This is a genomic window from Streptomyces sp. NPDC003691 (assembly GCF_053981115.1).
This window is the reverse complement of the sequence record NZ_JBSFNQ010000016.1, coordinates 1-23,260: the sequence shown is the minus strand read 5'-3', so window position 1 is coordinate 23,260 and position 23,260 is coordinate 1. Positions and strand designations below refer to the sequence as shown.

Genomic DNA, 23,260 nt, shown 5'->3' with positions numbered 1-23,260 from the left:
CCCGTCAGCCTGCCCGGCCGTGCCGCGCGGCGCCATGGGGGTACTCGGCCGACCCGGGCTGGGGTTAACCCCACCTCTGTCCGACGCGACTGCTTACCCTGCATTTAACAGGGCCTAGACTCCCGTGCGTACGGAACGTGGTTTCCGCGTGCATTCCACCGTGGACGAGGTCAGGGAGCGAGGGCAGAGGTGCCGGAACCGACCGTGGCCGGGCTCGCGGCGGAGCGGGCCGACGACTACTTCGCCAGTTACTCCGTCGTCGGGCTGCTCGCGCTGATCGGCGTGATCTTCGTGGCGGTCGCCTTCGGCGCGGGACGCCTGCTGCGGCCCGTCGTGCCGACCCCGGAGAAACTGCTCACCTACGAATGCGGAGTCGACCCGGTGGGCGAGGGCTGGGCCCATACCCAGGTCCGCTACTACGTCTACGCGTTCCTCTACGTGATCTTCGCCGTCGATTCGATCTTCCTCTTCCCCTGGGCCACGGTCTTCGCCGCGGCGGGGTACGGAGCGACGACGCTCGTCGAGATGTTTATCTTCCTCGGCTTCCTGGCCGTGGGACTGCTGTACGCATGGAAGAAGGGCGTCCTGACATGGACGTGACCCCGCCCCCGCCGGGCACGCCGGAACCGTCCGGCGACCGGCCGGACCCGGTCCTCCTCCCGGAGCCCAAGCGGCTCGGGGTCCTTTCCCGCCTCGCCCCGGAACCCATGAAGGTCGTCCTGAACTGGGGACGCCGCTACAGCCTCTGGGTCTTCAACTTCGGGCTCGCCTGCTGCGCGATCGAGTTCATCGCCGCGTCGATGTCCCGCCACGACTTCATCCGGCTCGGCGTGATCCCCTTCGCGCCCGGACCCCGCCAGGCCGATCTGATGATCGTCTCGGGGACGGTGACGGACAAGATGGCCCCGGCCGTGAAGCGGCTGTACGAGCAGATGCCCGAGCCCAAGTACGTCATCTCCTTCGGCGCCTGCTCCAACTGCGGCGGCCCGTACTGGGACTCGTACGCGGTCACCAAGGGCGTCGACCAGATCATCCCGGTCGACGTGTACGTGCCCGGCTGCCCGCCGCGGCCCGAGGCGCTGCTCCAGGGCATCCTGAAGCTCCAGGAGAAGATCGCCCGGGAGTCGCTCGGCGAGCGGTACGCGGAGACCGGCCCGGCCCGGCCCTCCGCGGCGGAGCTGACCGGCTCGCTGGTCGCGCCGCCCACCCCGCCCGTGTCCGGCGGCGCGGGTGCCCCGGAAGGCGATGCCTCGTGACCGCCGCGTACGACCGGCTTCCCGACGCCGCCGCCGTAACGGAGCTGTTCGGGCCCGAGGCGACCGCCGAATCCGCGTACGAGCTGCTCACGGTCGACGTACCGGCCGCGTCCTGGCTCGCCGCCCTGGAAACCGCCCGCACCACGCTGGGCTGCACCTACTTCGACTGGCTGAGCGCCGTCGACGAGCCCGGTACCGGCTTCCGGGTCTGCGCGCACGTCGCCGCCCTCCCCGAGGGCCCCGGCGGCCGGGTCCGCAGACTGCTGGTGCGGACGACCGTCCCGCACGAGGAGCCCGTACTGCCGTCGGCGGTCGGGGTGTACGCGGGCGCCGAGTGGCACGAGCGCGAGACCCACGAGATGTTCGGCGTCGGCTTCACCGGCCATCCGCACCTGGTCCCGCTGCTGCTGCCGGACGGCTTCGAAGGCCATCCGCTGCGCAAGGACTTCGTCCTGGCCGCCCGGGTCGTCAAGGCCTGGCCCGGCGCCAAGGAGCCGGGGGAGGGCGCGGGCCACGGCGCCCCCAAGCGGCGGCAGATGCTGCCGCCGGGCGTCCCCGACCCCAACGAGTGGGGCCCGCTGAAGGGCCAGTTGCCCCCGGCCCCGGCCCGCCCGGCCCGGACGCCCCGCGCCGCGGCGGCCGCCGGTGACCGGCCCGTCCGGCGGACCCGCACAGCAGGAGAGGGCTCCGCGAGCCAGGCCCCCGGCGCACCGGAGGGCACCACCGCGGTGCCGCCCCGCCGGACCCGCAGTGTGAGTGAGGGCTCCGCGAGCCAGGCCGCGACCGGCGGCGCCCCGGCCGATGACACGGCCCCGGCGACGCCCGCCGCCCCCGAAACACCGGCCCGCCCGCCGCGCCGCAGCCGGACCGCGGCCGACGGCTCCGCGAGCCAGGCTCCGGCCGGCGATGCCCCGGAGGGCAACGCCGCGGGTGCCGGAGGTCCGGACGGGGAGACCAAGGACGGGAACACCGCGGACGGCACCGGCACGGCACCGGCGCCCCGCGCCGCCCGCAGCACGGACGCCCCCTGGCACCACGCGCGCCCGGCGTTCGACGACACCGAGGACGCGGCCGCCGCCGGTCCGGGCCCCCGCACCGGCCCCGCGACCCCCGAGTCCGCCCCGGAACCCGGTACCGAGCCCACGCCGGAACCCGCCCCCGCGCCGGAACCGGACCCCGGGACCCCGTCCCCCGCTCCCGAGCCCGCGCCCGAGGCCGAGCCGGAATCCGGTCCCGAGTCCGCCCCGGATACGACGCCGGACCCCGGGCCCCCGCCCGCCGCACCCCGCCGGACGGCCCCCGGTGAAGGCGGCGCAACGGACGACACCGATAACGACACCGCCGGAGGCGACCCCGCGTGAACGACGCCCTCGACGTCGCCGTCCGCCTGCTGATCGTCTTCGCCGTCTTCCTCACCTTCCCGCTGATCATCGGGCAGGCCGAGCACAAGGTCATGGCACATATGCAGGGCCGTCTTGGCCCCATGTACGCCGGTGGCTTCCACGGCTGGGCCCAGCTCGTCGCCGACGGTGTGAAGTTCGCGCAGAAGGAGGACGTGGTCCCGGCCGGTGCCGACCGCCGGATCTTCCAGCTCGCACCCGCCGTCGCGCTGCTGCCCTATCTCCTCGTCCTCGTCGCGGTACCGATCGGCCCCGGTGAGGGCGCGGTCGGCGAAGTCGTCGACGCGGGTATCTTCTTCGTCCTCGCGATCATGGGTGTCTCGGTGCTCGGCTCGCTGATGGCGGGCTGGGCCTCGGCCAACAAGTTCTCCCTCCTCGGCGGGCTGCGTACCGCGGCCCAGCTGCTGGCGTACGAACTGCCGATGCTGCTCGCGGCCGCGTCCGTCGCCATGGCGGCGGGCACGGTCTCCCTCCCCGGCATCCTCGACGCCTTCGAGTGGTGGTGGCTCCCCTGGCAGATCATGGGCGCCGTCGTCTTCTTCGTCGCGGGTCTCGCCGAACTCCAGCGCCCGCCCTTCGATATGCCGGTCGCCGACTCGGAGATCATCTTCGGCGCCTACACCGAGTACACCGGGCTGCGGTTCGCGCTCTTCCTGCTCGCCGAGTACGCCGGAATCGTGGTGCTCTGCGGACTGACCACCGTCCTCTTCCTCGGCGGCTGGCACGGACCGATGGGCGCCGACGGACTCGGCTGGGTCTGGACCCTGCTCAAGACGGCGGTCCTGGCGTTCATCGTGATCTGGCTCCGGGTGTCCTACCCGCGGATGCGGGAGGACCAGCTCCAGCGGCTCGCCTGGACCGTCCTCGTCCCCCTCGCCCTCGCCCAGATCGCCCTCACGGGCATCGTGAAGGTGGTGATCTGACCGTGCCCCCGATCCCCGGCTCGGGCCTGGCCAAGGGCCTCGCCGTGACCCTGCGCACGATGACGCGGAAAACCGTCACCGCGCAGTACCCGGACGTCCAGCCCGATCTGCCGCCCCGCACCCGCGGGGTGATCGGCCTCTTCGAGGAGAACTGCACGGTCTGCATGCTGTGCGCCCGGGAGTGCCCCGACTGGTGCATCTACATCGACTCCCACAAGGAGACGATCCCGGCGGCCGCGCCCGGCGGCCGGGAACGCAGCCGCAATGTCCTCGACCGCTTCGCGATCGACTTCTCCCTCTGCATGTACTGCGGTATCTGCATCGAGGTGTGTCCTTTCGACGCGCTGTTCTGGTCGCCCGAGTTCGAGTACGCGGAGACCGATATCCACGAACTCACCCACGAGCGCGACAAGCTCCGCGAGTGGATGTGGACCGTCCCCGCGCCGCCCGCGCTCGACCCCGCGGCCGAGGAGCCCAAGGAGATCGCGGCCGCCCGCAAGACGGCCGAGAAGCAGGCCGCCGCCCGCGCCCAGGAGACCAACCCGCCCGGTGAGGGAGGCGCGGAATGATCCCGCTCGCCGCCGCCGCGCCCCAGGGCTTCCTCTCGCCCACCGGCGTGGAGATCGCCTTTCTCCTCGTCGGTCTGCTGACCCTCGGCGCCGCCGTGATGACCGTCACCACCCGGCAGCTGGTGCACGCCGCCCTCTGGCTCGTCGTCGCCCTCGGCGGGCTCGCCGTCGAGTACCTGCTGCTGACCGCCGAGTTCATCGCCTGGGTCCAGGTCCTCATCTACGTCGGCTCCGTCGTCGTCCTCCTCCTCTTCGGACTGATGCTCACCAAGGCCCCGATCGGCCGCTCCCCGGACGCCGACTCCGGCAACCGGGCCGTGGCCCTGGCGGTCGCCGGGACCGCGGCCGCCGCCCTGGTCTGGGTGGTCGTGGACGCCTTCCGCACCACGTGGATCGACCTCGACGGGGCAGCCCAGGGCAGTACGGCGACCGTGGGCGAGATCCTCTTCCGGCACTGGGTGCTCCCCTTCGAGGCCCTGTCCGTCCTGCTCCTCGCCGCGCTGGTCGGCGCGATCGTGCTCTCCCGCCGACGCGCCGCCGAAACCGCCGCCGCCCCGCCCGAGGCCGGAAAGCTTCCCCGGGCCGGAGGGCCCTCCGCGCCCGGAAAGCCCTCCGCCCCCGTGAAGCCGTCCGGGACAGGGACCCCGCCCGCGGCCGCCGGGCCGTCCCGAGCCGGAACCCCGCCCGGCGCGGGACCCGCACCCACGGCCGGACCCCCGCCCCGCAACGGCGACCGGCCCGCCGCCGGTCCGGCGCCCGAGGGGGAGAACTGATGCATCTCGCCTATCCCGCCGTGCTCTCCGTCCTCCTCTTCTGCATCGGCATCTACGGCGTCCTCGCCCGCCGCAACGCGATCCTCGTCCTGATGTCCGTCGAGCTGATGCTCAACGCCGTCAACCTCAACCTGGTCGCCTTCGACGTCTGGCTCCGCGACGCCCTCCACTCCGGCCAGGCCCTCACCCTCTTCACCATCGCCATCGCGGCCGCCGAGATCGGCATCGGCCTGGCGATCGTGCTGATGGTCTACCGCAACCGCGGCTCCTCCGACATCGACCGGCTCCGGGACACCGCCGAGCCCCCCGGTGACGAACCGGACGACCCCGGTCTCGGCCCCGGACCCGGCTTCGACCCCGACCACCCCGGCACGGCGGCCGCCGGGCCCGCCGCTCCGGCGACGCAGAAGGCCGAGGCCACCGCGTGACCACGATCACCCTCGCCGTTCTCGTCCCCCTCCTGCCCTTCCTCGGCGCCCTCGCCGGACTGCTGCTCGGCCGCACCGCCCCCGGCTTCGTCCGCCCGCTGGCGGTCCTGCCGGTGCTGGGCTCCACCGTTCTCGCGGCCGTCGTAGCCGTCCGGCAGGGCGGCGACGCCCCGATCTCCGCGGCGACCCAGCTCACCCCCACCGGCTCGGTCCCCATCGACCTCGCCCTCTACCTCGACGGTTTCGCGGTCCTCGTCGCCGTCCTCGTCGGGGTCGTGGCGTCCTGCGTGCAGATCTACTCGACCGCCTATCTGCGCGACGACCCCCGCTACCCCTCCTACGCCGCGCTGGTCTCCCTCTTCACCTCCGCGATGCTGCTCGTCGTCTACTCCGGCGACCTGATGGTGCTCCTGGTCGGCTGGGAGATCATGGGCATCTGCTCGTACTTCCTCGTCGGCCACTACTGGGAGACCCCGGAGGCCCGCGCCGCGTCCCTGAAGGCCTTCCTGGTCACCAAGCTGGGCGACGTCCCCTTCCTGATCGGTCTCTTCGCCCTCGCCACCGACGCGGGCACCTTCCGGATCACCGGCATCCTGGACACCGTCGCCACCGGCGGCCTGGACCACCCCACCCTGGTGGCGCTGCTCCTCCTCGCGGGCGTCGCCGGCAAGTCCGCGCAGTTCCCGCTGCACATCTGGCTGCCCGACGCGATGGCGGGCCCCACTCCCGTCTCGGCCCTGATCCACGCGGCGACCATGGTCGCCGCCGGTATCTACTTCGTCGCCCGGCTCCTTCCGGTCTTCGCCGCCTCCGCCGCCGCGCTCACCGTGCTCGCCGTGATGGCCGCCGTCACCATGGTCGGCTCGGGACTGGCCGCCCTCGCCCAGGACGACATCAAACGCGTCCTCGCCTACTCGACCATCGGCCAGCTCGGCTATATGGCAGGCGCCCTCGCCGTCGCCGACCGCGGTGCCGCCGTCTTCCACCTCCTGTCCCACGGCGCCTTCAAGGCGCTGCTGTTCCTCGCCGCCGGAGTGGTCATCCACGCCGCGGGCACCAACTCCCTCGCCGCGATGAGCCGCACCGGCGGACTGGCCCGGCGCATCCCGGACGCCTACTGGACGATGACCGTCGCCCTGCTCGCGCTCGTGGCCATCCCTCCCTTCGCGGGCTTCTTCTCCAAGGAAGCCGTCCTCGTCGCCGCCGAGCACACCGCGCTCGGCGAGGGCCCGGGCACCGCGCCCGGCGCCGCGGGCTGGACCGTCCTGATCGCCGGACTGATCACCGCCCTCCTCACCGCCGCCTATGCCACCCGGCTCTGGCTGCTCGCCTTCCGCGGCCACGGCGCCGAAGCCCCCGACCACGGCCGGGAACCCCTGGCCATGACCTCCGTTCTCTGGCTGCTGGCGATCCCCTCCCTCGGATTCGGCGCCACCTACGGATACTTCGACGGCTGGTTCGACGGCCACGGACTGGCCCCCACCGTCACCACCGCCGTCCTCGGCACCGGCACCGCCCTCATCGGCGGCCTCCTCACCTACGGCGCCTGGCGGGCCCTCCGCCCCCGCGCCGCGGCCCTCCCGGAGCGGACCACCGCCGCGGCCCACGCGGCCCACCCCGACGCCCCGCCGTCCACCGTCGAAGCGGAGGCCATCGCCGCCCACGCCCCGGCCTACGGCTCCGTCGCCTACGCCCCCGACCCGGCCGACCCCGGCCGCAGACTCCTCGGCCCGCTCCACCGCCACGCCGCCAACGGCTTCCACCTCGACGCCGTCTGCCACACCCTGTTCGTCCGCCCCGTACTCGCCGGCGCCCGGCTGGTGAGCTTCCTCGACCGCGAAGTGATCGAGACCTACGTCCGCGGCACGGCCCTCGGCGCCAACGGCCTCGGACGCCTCGTCCGGCGCGCCCAGACCGGCAATATGCAGACCTATGTCAGCTGGCTGCTCGCCGGCGGCGCCGTCCTGGTGATCGCCGTCGTCGCCCTGTCCACCACGAACGCGGGGTCCTGAACCGTGATCGATATCAGCGAATCCGTGATGCAGGCCCTTCTCGCGTTCATCGTCGCCCTCCCGCTCCTCGGCGCCGCGGCCGCCCTGCTGCCCGCCCCGCCCGGACTCCGCGGCCGCAGCCCCGAACAGGCCGTGCTCCGCCACGGCGTCACCGTCACCGGAGCCGTCCTCGCCGCCGCCGTCGTCCTCGCCAGCGGCTTCGACCACGACCAGCCGTCGAGAATGCAGGCGACCACGGACATCAGCTGGATCCCCGCACTCGGCGTGCGCATCCACCTCGGTGTCGACGGCATCTCCCTGCCCCTTCTGCTCCTGACCGCGCTGCTGACCTTCCTCTGCGCGCTCTACACCTACTTCAAGCCCCCTGCCGGACCCTCCCCCAAGGCCTTCGTGGCGCTGCTGCTCGTCCTCGAAACGGGCACCCTCGCCACCTTCGCGGTCCTCGACCTGCTGCTGTTCTTCCTGGCCTTCGAGACGGTGCTCATCCCCATGTACTTCCTCATCGCCCGCTGGGGCGGCGAGGAACGGCGGGCAGCCGCCTGGAAGTTCATCCTCTTCACACTGCTCGGCTCGGTCGTCATGCTGCTCGGCTTCCTGCTGATCGGCCTGAAGACCGGCACCTTCGACATGGTGGCACTCGCCACTGACAACGGCCGCGGCCTCAGTACGTCCACGCAGGTCATCGCGGTACTGGCGATCGGTCTCGGCCTCGCGGTGAAGACCCCGATGTGGCCCCTGCACTCCTGGCTGCCCGCCGCCCACACCGCCGCCCCGACCGTCGGCTCCGTACTCCTCGCCGGAGTCATGCTGAAGATGGGCACCTACGGATTCGTCCGGATCGTCCTGCCCGCCGCACCCGACGGCATGCGGACCTTCGCGCCCTATCTCGCCGCCTTCGCCGCCGTCGGCATCGTCTACGGCTCCCTGGCCTGCCTCGCCCTCGCCCGCAAGGGCGCCTCCGGCGACCTGAAGAAGCTGATCGCCTACTCCTCCGTCGGCCATATGGGCTTCGTCCTCCTCGGCATCGCCACCATGACCCCGACCGGAGTGAACGGCGCGCTCTTCGCCAACATCGCCCACGGCCTCATCACCGGCCTGCTGTTCTTCCTGGCCGGAGCGGTCAAGGAGCGCTACGGCACCGCCGACCTCGACACCCTCGCCGGAGCCACCGGCGCCGCCCTCTACGGCCGCGCCCCCCGCCTCGGCGCCCTCCTCGCCTTCGCCTCCGTCGCCTCCCTCGGCCTGCCCGGACTGGCCGGATTCTGGGGCGAGATGCTCGCGCTCTTCGGCGCCTTCGACCCGGCGGAGGGCCTCAACCGCCCCGCGTTCCTCACCTTCATGGTGATCGGCGGCTTCGGCACCCTCCTCACCGCCGCCTATCTGCTGATCGTCGTCCGCCGCGTCTGCATGGGCGTCCCCGGGACCGACGGACCCGGCGCCCGGACCGTCCCCGACGTCCGGGGCTACGAACTCGCCGCCTGGTCCCCGCTCGTCGCCCTCACCGTCCTCGCCGGACTCTGGCCCGCGGTCCTCCTCGGCCTCACCGACCCGGCCGTGCAGAAGCTCCTCTCGGGAGGCTCGTCGTGACCCTCGCCACCCCCATCGCCGCCGACGGAGGGGTCGCCAGTCTCGTCCAGAACGTCGACTGGGTCACCATCGCGCCACCGGTCCTCGCGGCCGTCACCGGCCTGCTGATCCTGGTGGCCGACCTCTTCGTCCCCGAGCACCGCAAGGGCCTCCTCGGCCTCGGCGCCGTCGCGGGCCTGCTCGCCGCGATCGCCTCCCTCGTACCGCTGCGCGACGGCACCGGCCGCACCTTCTGCCTCACCACCGACGTCACCACCTGCAGCTACACCGCGGACCTCTTCACCCTCGCCGTCCAGCTGCTGGTCCTCGGCGGCGCCCTGCTCACCGCCCTGCTCTCCCTGCGCGAGACCCGCCACCGGCTCCCCGCCGGCGAATTCTGGTTCCTGCTGCTCTCCTCCACGGCCGGGGCCGCCCTGCTGCCCGCCTCCCGGGACCTCGCCACCCTCGTCGTCGCCCTCGAAGTGGCCTCCCTGCCCGCCTTCGCCCTGGTCGGCCTGCGCCGCGGCGACCGCCGCTCCAGCGAGGCCGCCCTCAAGTTCTTCCTCACCTCGGTGACCGCGACCGCCGTGACCCTCCTCGGCGTCAGCTTCGTCTACGCCGCGACCGGCAGCCTCCACCTCAGCCGGATCGCGACCGCGAACGTCCCCGGCGACCTGGACACCCTGGCCCGTACCGGCGTCGCCCTCACCCTCATCGGCTTCGCCTTCAAGACCGCGGCCGTCCCCTTCCACTTCTGGGTCCCCGACACCTACGTCGGCGCGCCGCTGCCCGTCGCCGCCTACCTCTCCGTCGTCGGCAAGGCGGTCGGCTTCTCCGGCCTGATCCTCGTCACCGTGATCGCCTTCCCCGGGTACGCCGACGTCTGGGGCCCCGCGGTCGCCGTGCTGGCCGCCGTCACCATGACCGCGGGCAACCTCGGCGCCCTGCGGCAGCGCGCCGACCGCGCCCTCGGCGCCGTACGCCTGCTGGCCTGGTCGTCCGTCGCCCAGGCGGGCTTCCTCCTGGTCCCCATCGCCGCGGCCGGGTACTCCAGCGACGACCAGATCGGCTCCACCATCGCGTACGCCCTCATGTACGCGGTCGTGAACCTCGGCGCCTTCGCGGTCGTCGCGGTCGTCGCCCGCACCCACCGGCTCAACCGGATCGCCGACTACCGCGGGCTCTACGCCACCCATCCGGTCACCGCCCTGACCATGGGCTTCTTCCTGCTCTGCCTGGCCGGACTGCCGCCGGGCGTGATCGGGCTCTTCGCGAAGGTGACGGTGTTCTCCTCGGCCGTCGACGCCGGTCTCGGCTGGCTGGCGGTCCTCATGGGCATCAATGTCGCCCTCGGCCTCGTCTACTACCTGCGCTGGACCGCGGTCCTCTTCCGGGCCCCCGCCGACGCCCCCGCGGCAGCCCCCGCCGGGCCCCCCGGGGAGGCCCCGGCACCCGCCCTCACCGGCACCGCCGTGGCCGTACCCGCCCCCTTCGCCGTGGCGCTCGCGCTCACCGCCGTCGCGGGAATCCTGCTCTCCGGCTCCCCCCAGCTCGTCCTGCGCTTCGCGGCCACCGGCCTCTTCTGAGACGGCCCCGACCGCCCGCGGCCCGCCCCGGACCGCCGCCGACCCGCCCGGTACGCCCACGGCCCGTCCCGCACCGGCCACGGTCCCGGCTCCGGCGCCGGCGCCGCCCCGGCCCCGCCCCGCCCCGCGCGGGGCCGGTACGCACCCGCGCTCACCCGATCGGCCCGTTCCGGCCCCGGGAGCGCCGGGGAACTCGCCCCCTTCGCCTGGCGTTGACCAGTACAGAAGGGTCCACTGGAGGGTGGAGCACCACCAGTAAGGGGTTCCCCTGCCGCACCATCTGGAGGGCGTACCGTGCACCGCCGGCACAACGGGCTGAAGACCGCCGTACTCCTCGGCGGACTGTCCGCACTCATCCTCGTCATCGGCAGTTTCTTCGGCCGTACGGGACTGATCGTCGCGCTCTTCGTGGCGCTCGCCACCAATGCGTACGCCTACTGGAACAGCGACAAACTGGCCCTGCGCGCCATGCGCGCCCGGCCCGTCAGCGAATTCGAGGCCCCCGCGCTCTACCGCATGGTCCGCGAGCTGTCGACGGCGGCCCGCCAGCCCATGCCGCGGCTGTACATCTCCCCGACGCAGGCCCCGAACGCCTTCGCGACCGGCCGCAACCCGCGCAACGCCGCCGTCTGCTGTACGGAGGGCATCCTCCAGATCCTCGACGAGCGCGAGCTGCGCGGTGTCATCGGCCATGAGCTCAGCCATGTCTACAACCGCGACATCCTGATCTCGTCGGTCGCCGGAGCCCTCGCCTCCGTCGTGATGTTCCTGGTGAACTTCGCCTGGCTGATCCCCGTCGGCCGCTCCGACGACGACGGCCCCGGCCTGCTCGGCATGCTGCTGATCATGATCCTCGGCCCGGTGGCGGCCGCGATCATCCAGCTCGCCGTCAGCCGCTCCCGGGAGTACGAGGCGGACGCCTCCGGGGCCCAGCTCACCGGCGATCCCCTCGCGCTCGCCAGCGCCCTGCGCAAGCTGGACGCCGGGACGAAGCAGCTCCCGCTGCCCCCCGAGCCCCGGCTGGAGACCGCGAGCCACATGATGATCGCCAACCCGTTCCGCCCGGGCCGGGGCGCCAAGCTCTTCTCCACGCATCCGCCCATGGCCGAGCGCATCGCCCGACTCGAAGAGATGGCAGGTAGGCAGCGATGAAAACCGTCCTGAACATCATCTGGCTCATACTCTGCGGCTTCTGGATGTTTCTCGGCTATCTGCTGGCGGGCGTCCTGCTCTGCATCACGATCATCGGTATCCCGTTCGGTATCGCGGCCTTCCGGATCGGCGTCTACGCCCTCTGGCCCTTCGGCCACACCGTCGTCGACCGCCGTGACGCGGGCGCGCCCTCGTGCATCGGGAACGTGCTCTGGCTGGTCCTGGCCGGCTGGTGGCTGGCCCTGGGGCATATCGTCACCGGCGTCGTCCTCTGCCTCACCATCATCGGCATCCCGCTGGGCCTGGCGAACTTCAAGCTGATCCCGGTCTCCCTGATGCCACTGGGCAAGGAGATCGTCCCGACCGACCAGCCCTTCGGCGTCCGCTGACGGCTCCGGCGGGCCCGCCCGCCCGGAACCGCTCCCTTCTTCGTCACTCGAACGGGTGTATTCATCCGTCTTCGGGATAGAAGCAGGTCAGGTCGGCGTTGACCGGGATGTAACAGACGCGTCCCACTCGACCGACCGCTCGCAACTCCCCGCCGGACCCCCGGCGTCATCGCCTGCGAGAGACCGCGCAACCGCGCCGCCACAACCGGGGCGCGACCTACGGACGGAAGGAAGTTCACAGCATGAGCGTTCTCGGCTGGATCGTCCTCGGGCTGCTCGCCGGAGCCATAGCCAAGCTGCTGCTCCCGGGCCGTGACCCGGGCGGACTGATCATCACCACCCTGATCGGTGTCGCCGGCGCCTCCCTGGGCGGCTGGATCGCGGCCGAGTTCTTCGACCGGTCCATCAGCAAGCAGTTCTTCGACGGCCCGACCTGGATAGCCGCGATAGGCGGCTCCCTGGTGCTGCTGATCGGCTACCGGCTGCTCTTCGGCAACTCCCGCCGCTGACGCCCCACGGGCCCGGACAGGGCGCCTGGCGGCCGGGCCCGGTCCAGCCGTATGCGTATCGGCCGCGTCCGCGCCCCCGCCCCGGTCGGCCCCGCTTCACCCCGGATCCGTCAGACCTGCTCCCGTAGGCCCGTCTCCCGCAGGGTGATGTTCAGCCGCCCCGTCCGCAGCCCGCATGCGGGATCACCCGTCCCCGGATACACCTTCGGCACCCCGTGGTACGCGAACCGCGAAGGGCCGCCGAAGACGAAGAGGTCTCCGGAAGCCAGCTCCACATCCGTATAGGGCCGACCCCGGTTCTCGGTATTGCCCAGCCGGAAGAGACAGCGGTCACCGATGCTCAGGGAGACCACCGGAGCGCCCGAGCGCTCCTCCCGGTCCTGGTGCATGCCCATCCGGGCGGCACCGTCGTAGTAGTTGATGAGCGCCGTGTCCGGGGTGTAGTCGGCGGCCCGCACCCCCATGGGCCAGGCGCCCTCGGGCCGGCCGCCACCCGGGCCTCCGTGCCCCGGCCCGTCCGCGCCGTCCACCTCGTCCGCAGCCACGCCGTACGCCGCCTCCAGCGCCGCCCGGCCCAACTCCACCAGCCACTCCGGCAGACCGGCGACCCGGGCCCCGTTCACATCGTCCGCGGTACGGCTGTAGCGGTAGGGCTGCCAGTGCCAGCCGAGACACACCGTCCGCACCGACATCACCCCGCCGCCGGGAAGCACGGTGTGCCGCAGCGGCACCGGCCCGCGGGCCCAGCCGCGGCACGCCTCGACCAACTGCCGCCGGTGCTCCGGCGGCAGCCACCCCGGCACATGCACCGCCCCGGGCGCGACCACCGAGGCCTCCCGGGGAAAGAGCTCCCCGGTCTCCCCGGCGCCCGACCCTCTGACGACACCACGGGCCGGACCTCCGGGTCTCCGTCCGTCCCCGGCCCGTCCGTCCCCGGCCCGCGCGCTCATGACAGCGGCGCGCCCTCAAGCACCAGGAGGTGTTCCTTGCGCTCCAGCCCCGCCGCGTATCCGCGCAGCCCGCCGTCCGATCCGACGACCCGGTGACAGGGCCGGACGATCAGCAGCGGGTTGCGTCCGATCGCGGTGCCCACCGCGCGTACGGCCGCCCCCGGGGCGCCGATCCGCCGGGCGATCTCGCCGTAGGTGGTGGTGGCTCCGTGCGGAACGGCGTCCACCTCCCGCCACACCCGGCGCTGGAAGTCGGTTCCCTCGTCGGCGTATTCGAGGGTGAAGCGGGTCAGCTCGCCCGCGAAGTAGGCGGCCAGCTGCGCGGCGATCTCCGTAAAGGCGGCCGGCTCGTGCCGCCAGCCCTCCCGTACGGTCGAGGCCCCCTTCTGCCCCGGCAGGGAGAGCGAGACCAGCGCGGTCCCCCCGGGCGCACCGGCGGACTCCACACCGACCAGCAGCATCTCGCCGAGCGGCCCGGCGACGGTCGTCCAGACCCTGGGAACGGTCGTGGCCGCGCCGGCGGACGGTGCGGCGGCCGTGGTGGTGACGACCATGGTTCGGTCCTCTCCTCGGAGTGTCCATGACTGCTGTACGTCTCCGAGTCTGCGCCTCCCCGGCGCAGCGTGCTGGCGGGATTCGGACATCACGCCGGAGGCCCCGCGCCACCCGTCTCCCGCCGCCGGAGCCCGCCCGTACAAGCCGTGTCCGGCGTCCGCCCCGGCAGGTCGGGGCGGACGGCCTCCCGGCGGCCGGACGCCCCGGCCGGGCGGTTCAGCGGTAGTTGACGAACTGGAGCGCGAACTCGAAGTCCTGGCCCTTGAGCAGCGCGATCACGGCCTGGAGGTCGTCCCGGCTCTTCGAGCTGACCCGCAACTCGTCGCCCTGCACCTGCGCCTTGATGCCCTTCGGGCCCTCATCGCGGATGATCTTCGCGACCTTCTTCGCGTTCTCCTGGCTGATGCCCTCCTCGATGGACGCGAAGATCTTGTACTCCTTGCCCGACAGCTGGGGCTCGCCCGCGTCCAGCGACTTCAGCGAGATACCCCGCTTGATCAGCTTCGACTGGAACACATCGAGGATCGCGGAGACCCGCTCCTCCGAGTTCGCCTGCATCAGGATCTTCTCGCCCGACCAGGAGATGGACGCTCCGACATTCTTGAAGTCGTAGCGCTGGGAGATCTCCTTGGCGGCCTGGTTGAGGGCGTTGTCGACCTCCTGCCGCTCGACCTTCGAGACGATGTCGAAACTGGAGTCGGCCATGTGCTGTGGCTCCTTGTATCGAGATGCGGAATCACGCGGCCCGGCTCCCGGACCACGCGGGCAAGCCTACGGGCTGCCCCCGCCCCGACGACTGATCAATCCGGTGGCGGAGCACCCCCGCGCATCGGGTATCGTTTACGACGTCGCAACGGAACACCGCACGACAGCGGTCTTCCACGGTTCTCTCCGGAGAGTCGGCGATTCCCATGGCGGTGTGCCCGAGTGGCCAATGGGAGCGGACTGTAAATCCGTCGGCTTAGCCTACCCAGGTTCGAATCCTGGCGCCGCCACGTGAAGAAGCACCCCCGTTCGGTTTTTCCGGACGGGGGTGCTTGCGTTTCTGCTGGTCAGGGCGAGGGGGTGGCTGCCAGGCGGAAGGAGAGTTCGATCTGCCACTTGTCCATGTCGGGCTCCACCCGCGGATCGGTGAGATAGGACTCCAGCCGGCAGCCCCAGCGCTCCGCGCCGCCCTCCAGCGGGGTCATGTCCCAGGTCAGGCCCTCGCGGTCGGCCCAGGCGCGCAGGGCGGTGATGGTGTCGAAGAGGCGGTCGGGGTGGCCCGTGTGGACGACGGTGGCGTACCGGCCCGCGGGGAGGGTGCCGGTCCGGATGTCGCCCTCGGGGGTCACCAAGGAGGCGAGCGGGATACCGGCCTCGACATCGGATTCCCCGGCCATGTCGACCGTACGGAAGCGGAAGAAGGGCGCCCCGGCGAACTCGGCGCCCTGCGCGGCCGCCCAGCCGATGACCTCCCCGAGGCGGTCGGCGATCACCGCGAAGTGGTCCATGCGCACCGAACCGCGGACGGCGGCGTAGCCGCGCTCCGGGCGGTCGGTGATCTCGGGCCGGAATCCGGGCCCGGCGGGGGTGTTGGTGTCGGAGTTCATGAAGGGTGGACCTCCCGGGGGCCGTGGACTCATCGCCCACGGCCCGTGAGCGGACGGAGCGGGTGATCTGTGGACCCGGACCCGGTGTGCCGCGCGGCCCGGGCCGGGCCCGTGAGCGGACCCGTGCGGAGGGGCCCGGCAGAGGGGCCGGCGGCGGGAGCGGGCGGGATCAGTTGCCCGCGATGTCCCGTACGGCAACGGCGACCGGCACCGAGCCGCCGATCAGCTCCAGGGTCAGCCCGGCCGTCGCCGGGGTGTCGAGCAGTTCCGCGAGGACCGCCGCGACATCGTCCCGGGTCACCGGCCCCCGACCCGTCGAAGCCGCCAGCCGGACCAGGCCGGTCCCGGCGTCGTCGGTCAGCGCTCCCGGACGCAGGATCGTCCAGTCGAGGCCGTCCCGGGCCCGGATGTCGTCGTCCGCGGCCCCCTTGGCCCGCAGATAGGCGTCGAACACGCCGTCGCCCGGGTGTCCGGCGTCCGCGCGCATGGACGAGACCACCACATAGCGGCGTACCCCGGCCCGTACGGCCGCGTCCGCGAAGAGCACGGCGGCGGCGCGGTCGACCGTGTCCTTGCGGGGGATCCCGCTGCCCGGTCCGGCCCCCGCCGCGAACACCGCGGCATCGGCGCCCCGCAGCACCCCGGCCACCTCGTCGACTCCGGCCGACTCCAGGTCCAGGACGACCGGTTCGGCGCCGGCCTCCCGCAGGGCGCCGGCCTGCCCCGGGGAGCGGATGACGCCCACCGCCTCGTGCCCGCCCGCCGAGAGCAGCCGCTCCAGCCGCAGGGCGATCTGACCGTGTCCTCCAGCGATCACAATGCGCATGGACACGACCGTACGCCGGAAGCCCCTCACCCGCCCGGCCGCGGGCACCCCGTCACCGCCCCGGGTGACCGTCCCGCGGCCGGCAGTACGTGCGCCCGCCGCCGAGGGGCCGGTAACCCGGCCCGGCGGCACGGGTGTCCCGCCCGAATGCGCCCCCGCCGCGCAGGGGCCGTCGGTATGCCACGGCCGGAGAGCGGGGCCGTCGGTCCGGAGCGCGAGGGCGGCCCTACGGGCGGCCCTGGCGCGGGAGTTCCAGCGCGACCGCCACCGCCGAGTCGCAGTACTCGCGTACGGCGCTGGTGCGGGCCACCACCCGGCCCCGGTGGATCACGATCCTGCTGTACGCGAGGGAGAGCACGCCCGAGATCCGTTCCCCGCGCACCGCCAGCAGCTCGGCGGGGAAGCCCGCTTCCACCCGGACCTCGGGCAGGCCCATCGCCTCCCGCGCGGCCGCGGCCACCGCCGTGTACGCGTCCTCGGCCCGCAGCCCGTCCCGGGACGCCAGCAGATAGGCCGCCTCCAGCGGATCGCCCCGGCCCACCGGGTTGGAGACGTCCCGCAGCGCCCCGCTGCCCGCCGCCACCCGCACCCCGGCCGCCCGCAGCAGCCGGACGGGGGCGCTGCCCCGCTGTTCCATCGCCCCGCAGCCGCCCTGCGGGAGGCAGACCACGGTGACCCCGGCCGCCGCCAGCTGGTCCGCGGCCCGGGCGGCGACCTCGTGGGGCAGATGGGCGAGTCCGGCGCAGGGCGCGATCGTCACCCCGGGCCGTACCCCGCCCGCCATGGCCGCCAGCCGGGCCAGCCGGGCCGGGTCGTCGCCGCGGGTGTGCAGATCGACCGGGCAGCCGTGTTCGGCGGCGACCTCCAGCAGTGCCTCCACATAGCCCGCCGGGTCCGGATCGGCGTCCGGGCAGCCGCCCACCACCGCGGCGCCCATCTTGACCGCGTCCCGCAGCATCGCCAGCCCGTCCGCGCCCGCGAGCCCGGTCAGCAGCCGGGGTACGGCCACCGCCGTCAGATCCGTCAGCCCGCGCAGCGAGCGGCGCGCCTGGAGCACCGCCTCCAGCGGCCCCAGCCCCTGGACGTCCCCGATGCGTACATGGGAGCGGAGGGCCGTCGCCCCGTGGCCGAGCTGGAGCAGCGCGGCCTCGGTGGCCCGTCGCTGCACGTCGTCGGGTTCGTACGAGACGGGGCCGGGCGCGTCGGCGGTCAGGGCGGTGTCGCCGTGGCCGTGGGGTTCGGCGGGCGCGGGCAGCAGCAGATAGCCGCCGAGGTCGACCCGGGCGCAGTACGGCGCGAGGCTGCCGGCCGTGCCGACCGCTTCGATCCGCCCGCCGCCGAGCCGGACGTCGACCGTGCGGCCGTCGGTGAGCCGGGCGCCGCAGAGCAGCAGGGCGGAGGAGTCGGCGGGCGCGCCGTCGGGAGGCCGCGGCTGGCTGTCGGGCATGGCGCGCTCCTGTGCAGTGCGGGTGAAGTCGGGCCCCTGGGGATCTCCTGTGGATCGGGCCGGGCGCGGGAACCGGCGAAGCCGAACGGGCCGGGCACAGGGAAGATCACGCAGTGCGCTTCGAGCCTAGGGGCGGCGGGGGCCCGCTTCGAGGAGGAGCGGAATAGTCGTACCGGCGTGGCCACGTGTGGCCTACGGGACGGGGGTGGCGCGGTGCGCGGGCCCGGCCGGCGCGCCCGGCACGGTGGGGTGCCGGGGCGGCAGGGCCTGCCGCCCGGCCCTGCTGCCGGGCGGCACGGCAAGGCGTGCGCGGGCCCGCGGGAAGGCCGTTTCGGGGGGCTCGGGCGGCTGTTCCCAGGGGTGCGGCGCGCCCGGAAAACGGCGTCCGGCGGCGCCCGCGGCGCCCGTGCGGCAGGGGACGGCGCATGATCCGGAACCGGCGCGCGGACGGGGTGGCGAAACGGATTTGGGTGAACGGCGACCGACCGTGTAATGTCTTCATCGCTCGCCCCAATAGCTCAGTCGGTAGAGCGTCTCCATGGTAAGGAGAAGGTCTACGGTTCGATTCCGTATTGGGGCTCTGATGTCGGAGACCCTCACCCGCAGGGTGGGGGAATCCGGTATCGAAGCGGTGTAGCTCAGTCGGTAGAGCAAGCGGCTCATAATCGCTGTGTCACCGGTTCAAGTCCGGTCACCGCTACAGAAAGTAGCCGATTGCGGGTTTGGTCCTTCGATCGGCTACTCTTTCATGCGTTTGTAATAACTGCCCATCCGTCCAAGGAGCACTCACGTGGCTGCCACCGACGTCCGCCCGAAGATCACGCTGGCCTGCGTGGAGTGCAAGGAGCGGAACTACATCACCAAGAAGAACCGGCGCAACAACCCGGACCGACTGGAGATGAAGAAGCACTGCCCGCGCTGCAACTCGCACACGGCGCACCGCGAAACGCGCTGAACCAGGCTCGTACACGAGGCCGTCCCCGTCCGGGGGCGGCCTCGTGTCGTTTTTGATCATCGCGTGCCGGAGAAACCCGGAGAAGCGTGTGCCGGGAATCCGGCGGGTGCGTGCGGAACACCCCCGCGCCGCCGGGCCCGGAACGGGGCGCGATCATTGGACCGCCGGCGGCCGACTGCCGCGGCCGGCGGCTGCACGATCATTCGCGGCAGATCCTTTCAGGAGGGAGAGCCAGCCGATGGCGCTCGACCAGTCCTTCGTGGGGCGGAGTTATCCCCCCACCCCGCCCTATGAGGTCGGCCGGGAAAAGATCCGCGAATTCGCGGACGCCGTCGGGGACGCCAATCCCGTGTACACGGATCCGGAGGCCGCCCGGGCGCTCGGCCACGCCGATGTGATCGCCCCGCCGACCTTCGCCTTCGCGATCACCTACCGGGCCGCGGGCGAGGTGGTGCGCGACCCGCAGCTCGGTCTCGACTACAGCCGTGTGGTGCACGGAGCGCAGCGGTTCGCGTACACCAGGCCGGTACGGGCCGGGGACCGGCTCTCCGTCGTCTCCACGATCGAGAGCATCAAGTCCATGGCGGGCAACGAGGTGCTCGACATCCGCGGCGAGGTGCACGACGCGGCGGGTGAGCACGTGGTGACCGCGTGGACCAAGCTGGTGGCGCGCGGCGCCGAGGAGGCGTGATGGCGGCGAAGATCTCCTTTGCGGACGTCGAGGTCGGAACCGAACTGCCGGCCCGTACCTTCCCGGTGGACCGGGCGGTGCTGGTGCAGTACGCGGGCGCGTCCGGCGACTTCAACCCGATCCACTGGAACGAGAAGTTCGCCCGCGAGGTCGGGCTCCCGGATGTGATCGCCCACGGAATGTTCACCATGGCCGAGGCGATCCGCGTAGTGACGGACTGGGCCGGGGATCCGGGCGCGGTCGTGGACTACTCGGTCCGGTTCACCAAGCCGGTCGTGGTGCCCAACGACGAGAAGGGCGCGCTGATCGAGGTCGCCGGGAAGGTCGGGGCCCTGCTGGAGGAGAACGCGGTCCGGGTCGACCTGACCGTGGTCAGCGACGGGAACAAGGTTCTGGGCATGGCCCGCGCGGTCGTCAGGCTGGCCTGAGCCGAGCCGAGCCGAGCCGGGGCGATTCGATTCGATTCGATTCGAGTGGGTTCGCTCCGGCCCCGTCCGGGGCGGGAGCGGATACGGCCGTCGGCAGGGCGAGGGGCGCTCTCCTCAGGAAGGGCGCCCCTCGCGTATGCCCGGCCGCCGCTCCGCCGTGCGGGACGGAGCCCGAGCCCGTACGGACGCCGTACGGGCTCCGCACGGAACCCGGTGCATGCCAGGGGTTGACGAGTTAGTAATAGGTCACTAACTTTCTCTCCATGGTCAGGATGAGCGCGGAGGAGCGGCGCGAGAGCGTCGTCAGGGCGGCGATCACCGAGTTCGCCACCGGCGGGTACAACGGCACGTCGACCGAGGCGATCGCCCGGCGGGTCGGGGTCTCCCAGCCGTATCTCTTCCGGCTGTACAAGAACAAGCGGGAGCTGTTCCTCGCCGCCACCCGGCGCTGCATGGAGGACATGGCCGCGGTCTTCGCCGACGCCCTGGAGGAGTCGCCCGACGGCGACCCCGAGAGCGTGATGGCCGCCGCGTACTTCCGGCTGATCGGCGACCGCGAGAAGCTGCTGATGCAGATGCAGGTCTATGTGGCGGTGGCGACCGCGGAGGCCGCGGGCGACACCGAGTTCGGTGAGACCGTACGGCGGAGCTGGCTGGAGATCTGGGATCTGGCGAGCGGCGCCCTGGGCGGCGACGGAGAGGTCGTCGGCCGGTTTATGAGCTACGGAATGCTGATCAACGTCCTGGTGGCCATGGGCTTCCCCGGCGACCACCGGGTCTGGCGCGACTACTTCGCCATGCGGCCCGGCTCCGCCGGGGAGTAGCCGGGCGGGGGAGGGGCGCGGAGGGCTCCCCTCCGCCGGTGTGCCGGTCCGGGGCGATCCATGAGCCAAAAAGTTAGTGAGCAATTACTAATAAAACTGCGAGGGGCACCTCGCCGAACGGAAAGTAGGGGGGCGACCGTGAAGCACACGGCGCACACACAGCACCACGACCCGTCGGACGGGCGCCGCGGCCGGACCGGCCGGGGCCCGCGCAGGCACCCCGACCACACCGACCACCGGGACCACCCGGGCCGGAGCGTCCGGCAGGCCCGGAACCCCCACCGGCACACCGCCCGGGCCGGCGGTGCCCCGGTCGGCGGCGCGCGGGGCGGGGCCGGCTGGACCCTGCTGATCACCTGCACCGCCGGATTCATGGCCTCGCTGGACAATCTCGTCGTCACCACGGCGCTGCCCGCCATCCGTGCCGACCTCGGCGGCGGACTCGCCGAACTCGAATGGACCGTGAGCGCCTACACCCTCACCTTCGCCGTACTGCTGCTCTTCGGCGCCGCGCTCGGCGACCGCTTCGGACGGCGCCGGCTCTTCATGGCGGGCCTCGCCGTCTTCACCGCCGCGTCGGCCGCCGCCGCCCTCGCCTCCGGCATCGGCGCCCTGATCGCGGCCCGCGCCCTCCAGGGCGTCGGCGGGGCCGTGATGATGCCCCTCACCATGACCCTGCTGACCGCCGCGGTGCCCCCGGCCCGCCGCGGCGCCATGCTCGGCATCTTCGGCGCCGCCAACGGCCTCGCCGTCGCCGGCGGCCCCCTCGTCGGCGGTGCCCTCACCGAGCATCTCTCCTGGCAGTGGATCTTCTGGCTGAACGTCCCCGTCGGAGTCGCGCTGCTGGTGCTCGCCCGGCTCCGGCTGGCCGAGTCCTACGCGCCGGACGCCCGGCTCGACGCCGTCGGCACGCTCCTCGCCAGCGGCGGCCTCTTCGGCATCGTCTACGGACTGATCAACGGTCATACGGACGGCTGGACCAGCCTCCCCGTCCTGGGCTCCCTGACCGCCGGCACCCTGCTGCTCGCCGCCTTCGTCCGGCACGGCACGGCCGCCGCCCACCCCATCCTCCCCATGCGGCTCTTCCGCGACCGCGGCTTCGCCGGGATCAACGCGGCGTCCGCCCTGATGTACCTGGGGATGTTCGGTTCCATCTTCCTGCTCAGCCAGTTCCTCCAGGGCGTCGTCGGCTACTCGCCGACCGAGGCCGGGCTCCGGATGCTGCCGTGGACCGCGATGCCGCTGCTCGTCGCACCCCTGGCGGGCATCCTCTCCGACCGGATCGGCGGCCGGCCCGTGGTCGCCGCCGGACTCGCCCTCCAGGCGCTCGGGCTCGGGCTGTACGCCCTGGTCCTGGAGCCCGGAGTGAGCTACCCGGCCCAGCTCCCCGCGCTGATCGTCAGCGGGATCGGCATGGCGCTCTTCTTCGCGCCCGCCGCCAGTGTGGTGATGTCCAGCGTCGGTCCCGCCGAGCAGGGCATGGCGTCCGGCGCCAACAACGCGCTGCGAGAGGTCGGCGGCGCGCTGGGGATCGCCGTCCTGGGCGCGGTATTCGCGGCCCGCGGCGGCTACGGGTCGCCCCGGATGTTCGTGGACGGCATCGTCCCGGCGCTGTGGATCGGCGCGGGGGTGGTGGCCGTCGCGGCGGCCACCGCGCTGCTGATCCCGGGCGGCCGGGGCGCCGCGGCCCCCGTCCCGAAGACGGAAGCCGAGACGGAAGCCGAGACGGACGCGGAGACGGAGGCAGAAGCCGAGAAGGACGCGGCGGCCCGCGAACGGGCGCGGACCGCGGTCTGAGCCCGGCGGCGCGGCGCCCCGGCCCCCGTTCCGTACCCTTGTCCGCGTGCAGGAACTTCACGATGCCCCCCTCGCCCCCCTGACCACCTTCCGGCTCGGCGGTCCCGCCACCCGGCTTCTCACGGCGACCACCGACGACGAGGTGGTCGCCGCGGTGCGCGAGGCGGACAGCGCCGGGACGCCCCTGCTCCTGATCGGCGGCGGCAGCAATCTGGTCATCGGCGACAAGGGGTTCGACGGCACCGCCCTGCGGATCGCCACCACCGGATTCCGGCTCGACGGCACCGCCCTCGAACTCGCGGCCGGCGAGGTGTGGACCGACGCGGTCGCCCGGACCGTGGCCGCCGGGCTGGCCGGTATCGAGTGCCTGGCGGGCATTCCGGGCTCCGCCGGGGCCACCCCGGTCCAGAACGTCGGCGCGTACGGCCAGGAGGTCGCCAGCACCGTCACCGAGGTCGTCGCTTACGACCGGCACCGCGGCGAGACCGTCACCCTCAGCAACGCCGAGTGCGGCTTCTCGTACCGCCACAGCCTCTTCGGAGATCTCAGACATGGCTGCGCGCCGTCCACAGCTCGGGGAAGACGTTCCGGCGGGCCCGCTTCTCCAGCCAGGCCACTCCGGCGGAGCCGCC

At 72.8% G+C, this 23,260-nt stretch carries 24 protein-coding genes, 3 tRNA genes and 2 pseudogenes; 22 read left to right on the top strand and 7 right to left on the bottom strand.

Annotated elements, in window-relative coordinates; translation table 11 throughout:
- Positions 1–189: 189 nt before the first annotated feature.
- The 13 genes from ACWDR0_RS10710 (at position 190) to ACWDR0_RS10650 (ending at position 12,563) form a co-directional block, all read left to right on the top strand.
- Positions 190–600 (top strand): NADH-quinone oxidoreductase subunit A, encoded by a 411-nt coding sequence (locus ACWDR0_RS10710; RefSeq protein ID WP_456351289.1) that lies wholly within the window; start codon positions 190–192, stop codon positions 598–600.
- On the top strand, positions 591–1,256 hold the full coding sequence (locus ACWDR0_RS10705) for an NADH-quinone oxidoreductase subunit B (protein ID WP_456351288.1): 666 nt from the start codon (positions 591–593) through the stop codon (positions 1,254–1,256). Before ACWDR0_RS10710 ends, ACWDR0_RS10705 begins: the two co-directional genes overlap by 10 nt.
- On the top strand, positions 1,253–2,617 hold the full coding sequence (locus tag ACWDR0_RS10700) for an NADH-quinone oxidoreductase subunit C (protein ID WP_456351287.1): 1,365 nt from the start codon (positions 1,253–1,255) through the stop codon (positions 2,615–2,617). Before ACWDR0_RS10705 ends, ACWDR0_RS10700 begins: the two co-directional genes overlap by 4 nt.
- The gene (locus ACWDR0_RS10695) at positions 2,614–3,579 is read left to right on the top strand and encodes a complex I subunit 1/NuoH family protein (RefSeq protein ID WP_456351286.1); all 966 of its coding nucleotides are present in this window, start codon (positions 2,614–2,616) and stop codon (positions 3,577–3,579) included. The genes ACWDR0_RS10700 and ACWDR0_RS10695 overlap by 4 nt, the downstream gene beginning before the upstream one ends.
- A gap of 2 nt (positions 3,580–3,581) precedes the next feature.
- Positions 3,582–4,148: a NuoI/complex I 23 kDa subunit family protein gene (locus ACWDR0_RS10690; RefSeq protein ID WP_456351285.1), complete on the top strand. Its 567-nt coding sequence runs from the start codon at positions 3,582–3,584 to the stop codon at positions 4,146–4,148.
- Positions 4,145–4,921, top strand: a complete 777-nt coding sequence (locus tag ACWDR0_RS10685) for an NADH-quinone oxidoreductase subunit J family protein (protein ID WP_456351284.1) — start codon at positions 4,145–4,147, stop codon at positions 4,919–4,921. Before ACWDR0_RS10690 ends, ACWDR0_RS10685 begins: the two co-directional genes overlap by 4 nt.
- Positions 4,921–5,349, top strand: coding sequence for an NADH-quinone oxidoreductase subunit NuoK (gene nuoK, locus ACWDR0_RS10680; protein ID WP_456351283.1), 429 nt, complete (start codon positions 4,921–4,923; stop codon positions 5,347–5,349). The genes ACWDR0_RS10685 and nuoK overlap by 1 nt, the downstream gene beginning before the upstream one ends.
- A complete protein-coding gene (locus ACWDR0_RS10675) occupies positions 5,346–7,361 on the top strand; it encodes an NADH-quinone oxidoreductase subunit 5 family protein (RefSeq protein WP_456351282.1) in 2,016 nt (671 codons plus the stop codon). The genes nuoK and ACWDR0_RS10675 overlap by 4 nt, the downstream gene beginning before the upstream one ends.
- 3 nt (positions 7,362–7,364) lie before the next feature.
- Positions 7,365–8,948: a complex I subunit 4 family protein gene (locus tag ACWDR0_RS10670; RefSeq protein WP_456351281.1), complete on the top strand. Its 1,584-nt coding sequence runs from the start codon at positions 7,365–7,367 to the stop codon at positions 8,946–8,948.
- Positions 8,945–10,513: an NADH-quinone oxidoreductase subunit N gene (locus ACWDR0_RS10665; RefSeq protein ID WP_456351280.1), complete on the top strand. Its 1,569-nt coding sequence runs from the start codon at positions 8,945–8,947 to the stop codon at positions 10,511–10,513. Before ACWDR0_RS10670 ends, ACWDR0_RS10665 begins: the two co-directional genes overlap by 4 nt.
- Positions 10,514–10,807: 294 nt before the next feature.
- The gene (gene htpX, locus ACWDR0_RS10660) at positions 10,808–11,665 is read left to right on the top strand and encodes a zinc metalloprotease HtpX (RefSeq protein WP_456351279.1); all 858 of its coding nucleotides are present in this window, start codon (positions 10,808–10,810) and stop codon (positions 11,663–11,665) included.
- Positions 11,662–12,054, top strand: coding sequence for a YccF domain-containing protein (locus ACWDR0_RS10655; protein ID WP_456351278.1), 393 nt, complete (start codon positions 11,662–11,664; stop codon positions 12,052–12,054). Before htpX ends, ACWDR0_RS10655 begins: the two co-directional genes overlap by 4 nt.
- Positions 12,055–12,296: 242 nt before the next feature.
- Positions 12,297–12,563, top strand: a complete 267-nt coding sequence (locus tag ACWDR0_RS10650) for a GlsB/YeaQ/YmgE family stress response membrane protein (RefSeq protein ID WP_456351277.1) — start codon at positions 12,297–12,299, stop codon at positions 12,561–12,563.
- Between the two features lie 110 nt (positions 12,564–12,673).
- Here the strand turns inward: ACWDR0_RS10650 and ACWDR0_RS10645 are convergent, their stop codons facing one another.
- The 3 genes from ACWDR0_RS10645 to ACWDR0_RS10635 all read right to left on the bottom strand — a co-directional run bounded on the left by ACWDR0_RS10645 (position 12,674) and on the right by ACWDR0_RS10635 (position 14,773).
- Positions 12,674–13,390, bottom strand: a complete 717-nt coding sequence (locus tag ACWDR0_RS10645; protein WP_456351276.1) for an alpha-ketoglutarate-dependent dioxygenase AlkB family protein — start codon at positions 13,388–13,390, stop codon at positions 12,674–12,676.
- 119 nt (positions 13,391–13,509) lie between these two features.
- A complete protein-coding gene (locus tag ACWDR0_RS10640) occupies positions 13,510–14,067 on the bottom strand; it encodes a methylated-DNA--[protein]-cysteine S-methyltransferase (protein ID WP_456351275.1) in 558 nt (185 codons plus the stop codon).
- Between the two features lie 217 nt (positions 14,068–14,284).
- On the bottom strand, positions 14,285–14,773 hold the full coding sequence (locus ACWDR0_RS10635; protein WP_456351274.1) for a YajQ family cyclic di-GMP-binding protein: 489 nt from the start codon (positions 14,771–14,773) through the stop codon (positions 14,285–14,287).
- Positions 14,774–14,981: 208 nt separating this feature from the next.
- Here ACWDR0_RS10635 and ACWDR0_RS10630 point away from each other — a divergent pair.
- Positions 14,982–15,063: transfer RNA gene (locus ACWDR0_RS10630), tRNA-Tyr, on the top strand.
- Between the two features lie 57 nt (positions 15,064–15,120).
- Here ACWDR0_RS10630 and ACWDR0_RS10625 read toward each other — a convergent pair.
- From ACWDR0_RS10625 to ACWDR0_RS10615, 3 genes are all read right to left on the bottom strand, one after another.
- Positions 15,121–15,660 (bottom strand): GyrI-like domain-containing protein, encoded by a 540-nt coding sequence (locus ACWDR0_RS10625; RefSeq protein WP_456351273.1) that lies wholly within the window; start codon positions 15,658–15,660, stop codon positions 15,121–15,123.
- A 169-nt stretch (positions 15,661–15,829) separates the two neighbouring features.
- On the bottom strand, positions 15,830–16,486 hold the full coding sequence (locus ACWDR0_RS10620; RefSeq protein WP_456351272.1) for an NAD(P)H-binding protein: 657 nt from the start codon (positions 16,484–16,486) through the stop codon (positions 15,830–15,832).
- Between the two features lie 226 nt (positions 16,487–16,712).
- Positions 16,713–17,933, bottom strand: a complete 1,221-nt coding sequence (locus ACWDR0_RS10615) for an amidohydrolase family protein (RefSeq protein ID WP_456351271.1) — start codon at positions 17,931–17,933, stop codon at positions 16,713–16,715.
- Between the two features lie 507 nt (positions 17,934–18,440).
- Between ACWDR0_RS10615 and ACWDR0_RS10610 the strand changes: the two genes are divergently transcribed.
- The 8 genes and pseudogenes from ACWDR0_RS10610 to ACWDR0_RS10575 form a co-directional block, all read left to right on the top strand.
- A tRNA-Thr gene (locus ACWDR0_RS10610) sits at positions 18,441–18,513 on the top strand.
- Positions 18,514–18,560: 47 nt separating this feature from the next.
- Positions 18,561–18,633, top strand: a tRNA-Met gene (locus ACWDR0_RS10605).
- 90 nt (positions 18,634–18,723) lie between these two features.
- Positions 18,724–18,888, top strand: coding sequence for a 50S ribosomal protein L33 (gene rpmG, locus ACWDR0_RS10600; protein ID WP_003956487.1), 165 nt, complete (start codon positions 18,724–18,726; stop codon positions 18,886–18,888).
- A 238-nt stretch (positions 18,889–19,126) separates the two neighbouring features.
- Positions 19,127–19,579, top strand: a complete 453-nt coding sequence (locus ACWDR0_RS10595; protein WP_456351270.1) for an FAS1-like dehydratase domain-containing protein — start codon at positions 19,127–19,129, stop codon at positions 19,577–19,579.
- Entirely contained in the window at positions 19,579–20,007 is a 429-nt protein-coding gene (locus tag ACWDR0_RS10590) for a MaoC family dehydratase (protein ID WP_456351269.1), read from the top strand. The genes ACWDR0_RS10595 and ACWDR0_RS10590 overlap by 1 nt, the downstream gene beginning before the upstream one ends.
- Positions 20,008–20,270: 263 nt before the next feature.
- Positions 20,271–20,831, top strand: a complete 561-nt coding sequence (locus ACWDR0_RS10585) for a TetR/AcrR family transcriptional regulator (protein WP_456351268.1) — start codon at positions 20,271–20,273, stop codon at positions 20,829–20,831.
- Between the two features lie 345 nt (positions 20,832–21,176).
- The gene (locus ACWDR0_RS10580; RefSeq protein ID WP_456351362.1) at positions 21,177–22,628 is read left to right on the top strand and encodes a DHA2 family efflux MFS transporter permease subunit; all 1,452 of its coding nucleotides are present in this window, start codon (positions 21,177–21,179) and stop codon (positions 22,626–22,628) included.
- Between the two features lie 46 nt (positions 22,629–22,674).
- Positions 22,675–23,166, top strand: a pseudogene (locus ACWDR0_RS10575) (FAD-binding protein); the annotation flags it as partial.
- 7 nt (positions 23,167–23,173) lie between these two features.
- On the opposite strand, the pseudogene ACWDR0_RS10570 reads toward ACWDR0_RS10575, so the two are convergent.
- A pseudogene (locus ACWDR0_RS10570) lies at positions 23,174–23,260 on the bottom strand (tryptophan 2,3-dioxygenase); the annotation flags it as partial.

Excerpts from the sequence above, each read along its gene's own strand:
- ACWDR0_RS10655 (WP_456351278.1), top strand. The coding sequence starts at position 11,662 with ATGAAAACCGTCCTGAACATCATCTGGCTCATACTCTGCGGCTTCTGG.
- ACWDR0_RS10625 (WP_456351273.1), bottom strand. The coding sequence starts at position 15,660 with ATGAACTCCGACACCAACACCCCCGCCGGGCCCGGATTCCGGCCCGAG.
- ACWDR0_RS10615 (WP_456351271.1), bottom strand. The coding sequence starts at position 17,933 with ATGCCCGACAGCCAGCCGCGGCCTCCCGACGGCGCGCCCGCCGACTCC.
- ACWDR0_RS10685 (WP_456351284.1), top strand. The coding sequence starts at position 4,145 with ATGATCCCGCTCGCCGCCGCCGCGCCCCAGGGCTTCCTCTCGCCCACC.
- nuoK (WP_456351283.1), top strand. The coding sequence starts at position 4,921 with ATGCATCTCGCCTATCCCGCCGTGCTCTCCGTCCTCCTCTTCTGCATC.
- ACWDR0_RS10705 (WP_456351288.1), top strand. The coding sequence starts at position 591 with ATGGACGTGACCCCGCCCCCGCCGGGCACGCCGGAACCGTCCGGCGAC.
- ACWDR0_RS10590 (WP_456351269.1), top strand. The coding sequence starts at position 19,579 with ATGGCGGCGAAGATCTCCTTTGCGGACGTCGAGGTCGGAACCGAACTG.
- ACWDR0_RS10650 (WP_456351277.1), top strand. The coding sequence starts at position 12,297 with ATGAGCGTTCTCGGCTGGATCGTCCTCGGGCTGCTCGCCGGAGCCATA.
- ACWDR0_RS10640 (WP_456351275.1), bottom strand. The coding sequence starts at position 14,067 with ATGGTCGTCACCACCACGGCCGCCGCACCGTCCGCCGGCGCGGCCACG.
- ACWDR0_RS10585 (WP_456351268.1), top strand. The coding sequence starts at position 20,271 with ATGGTCAGGATGAGCGCGGAGGAGCGGCGCGAGAGCGTCGTCAGGGCG.
- ACWDR0_RS10620 (WP_456351272.1), bottom strand. The coding sequence starts at position 16,486 with ATGCGCATTGTGATCGCTGGAGGACACGGTCAGATCGCCCTGCGGCTG.
- ACWDR0_RS10595 (WP_456351270.1), top strand. The coding sequence starts at position 19,127 with ATGGCGCTCGACCAGTCCTTCGTGGGGCGGAGTTATCCCCCCACCCCG.
- ACWDR0_RS10635 (WP_456351274.1), bottom strand. The coding sequence starts at position 14,773 with ATGGCCGACTCCAGTTTCGACATCGTCTCGAAGGTCGAGCGGCAGGAG.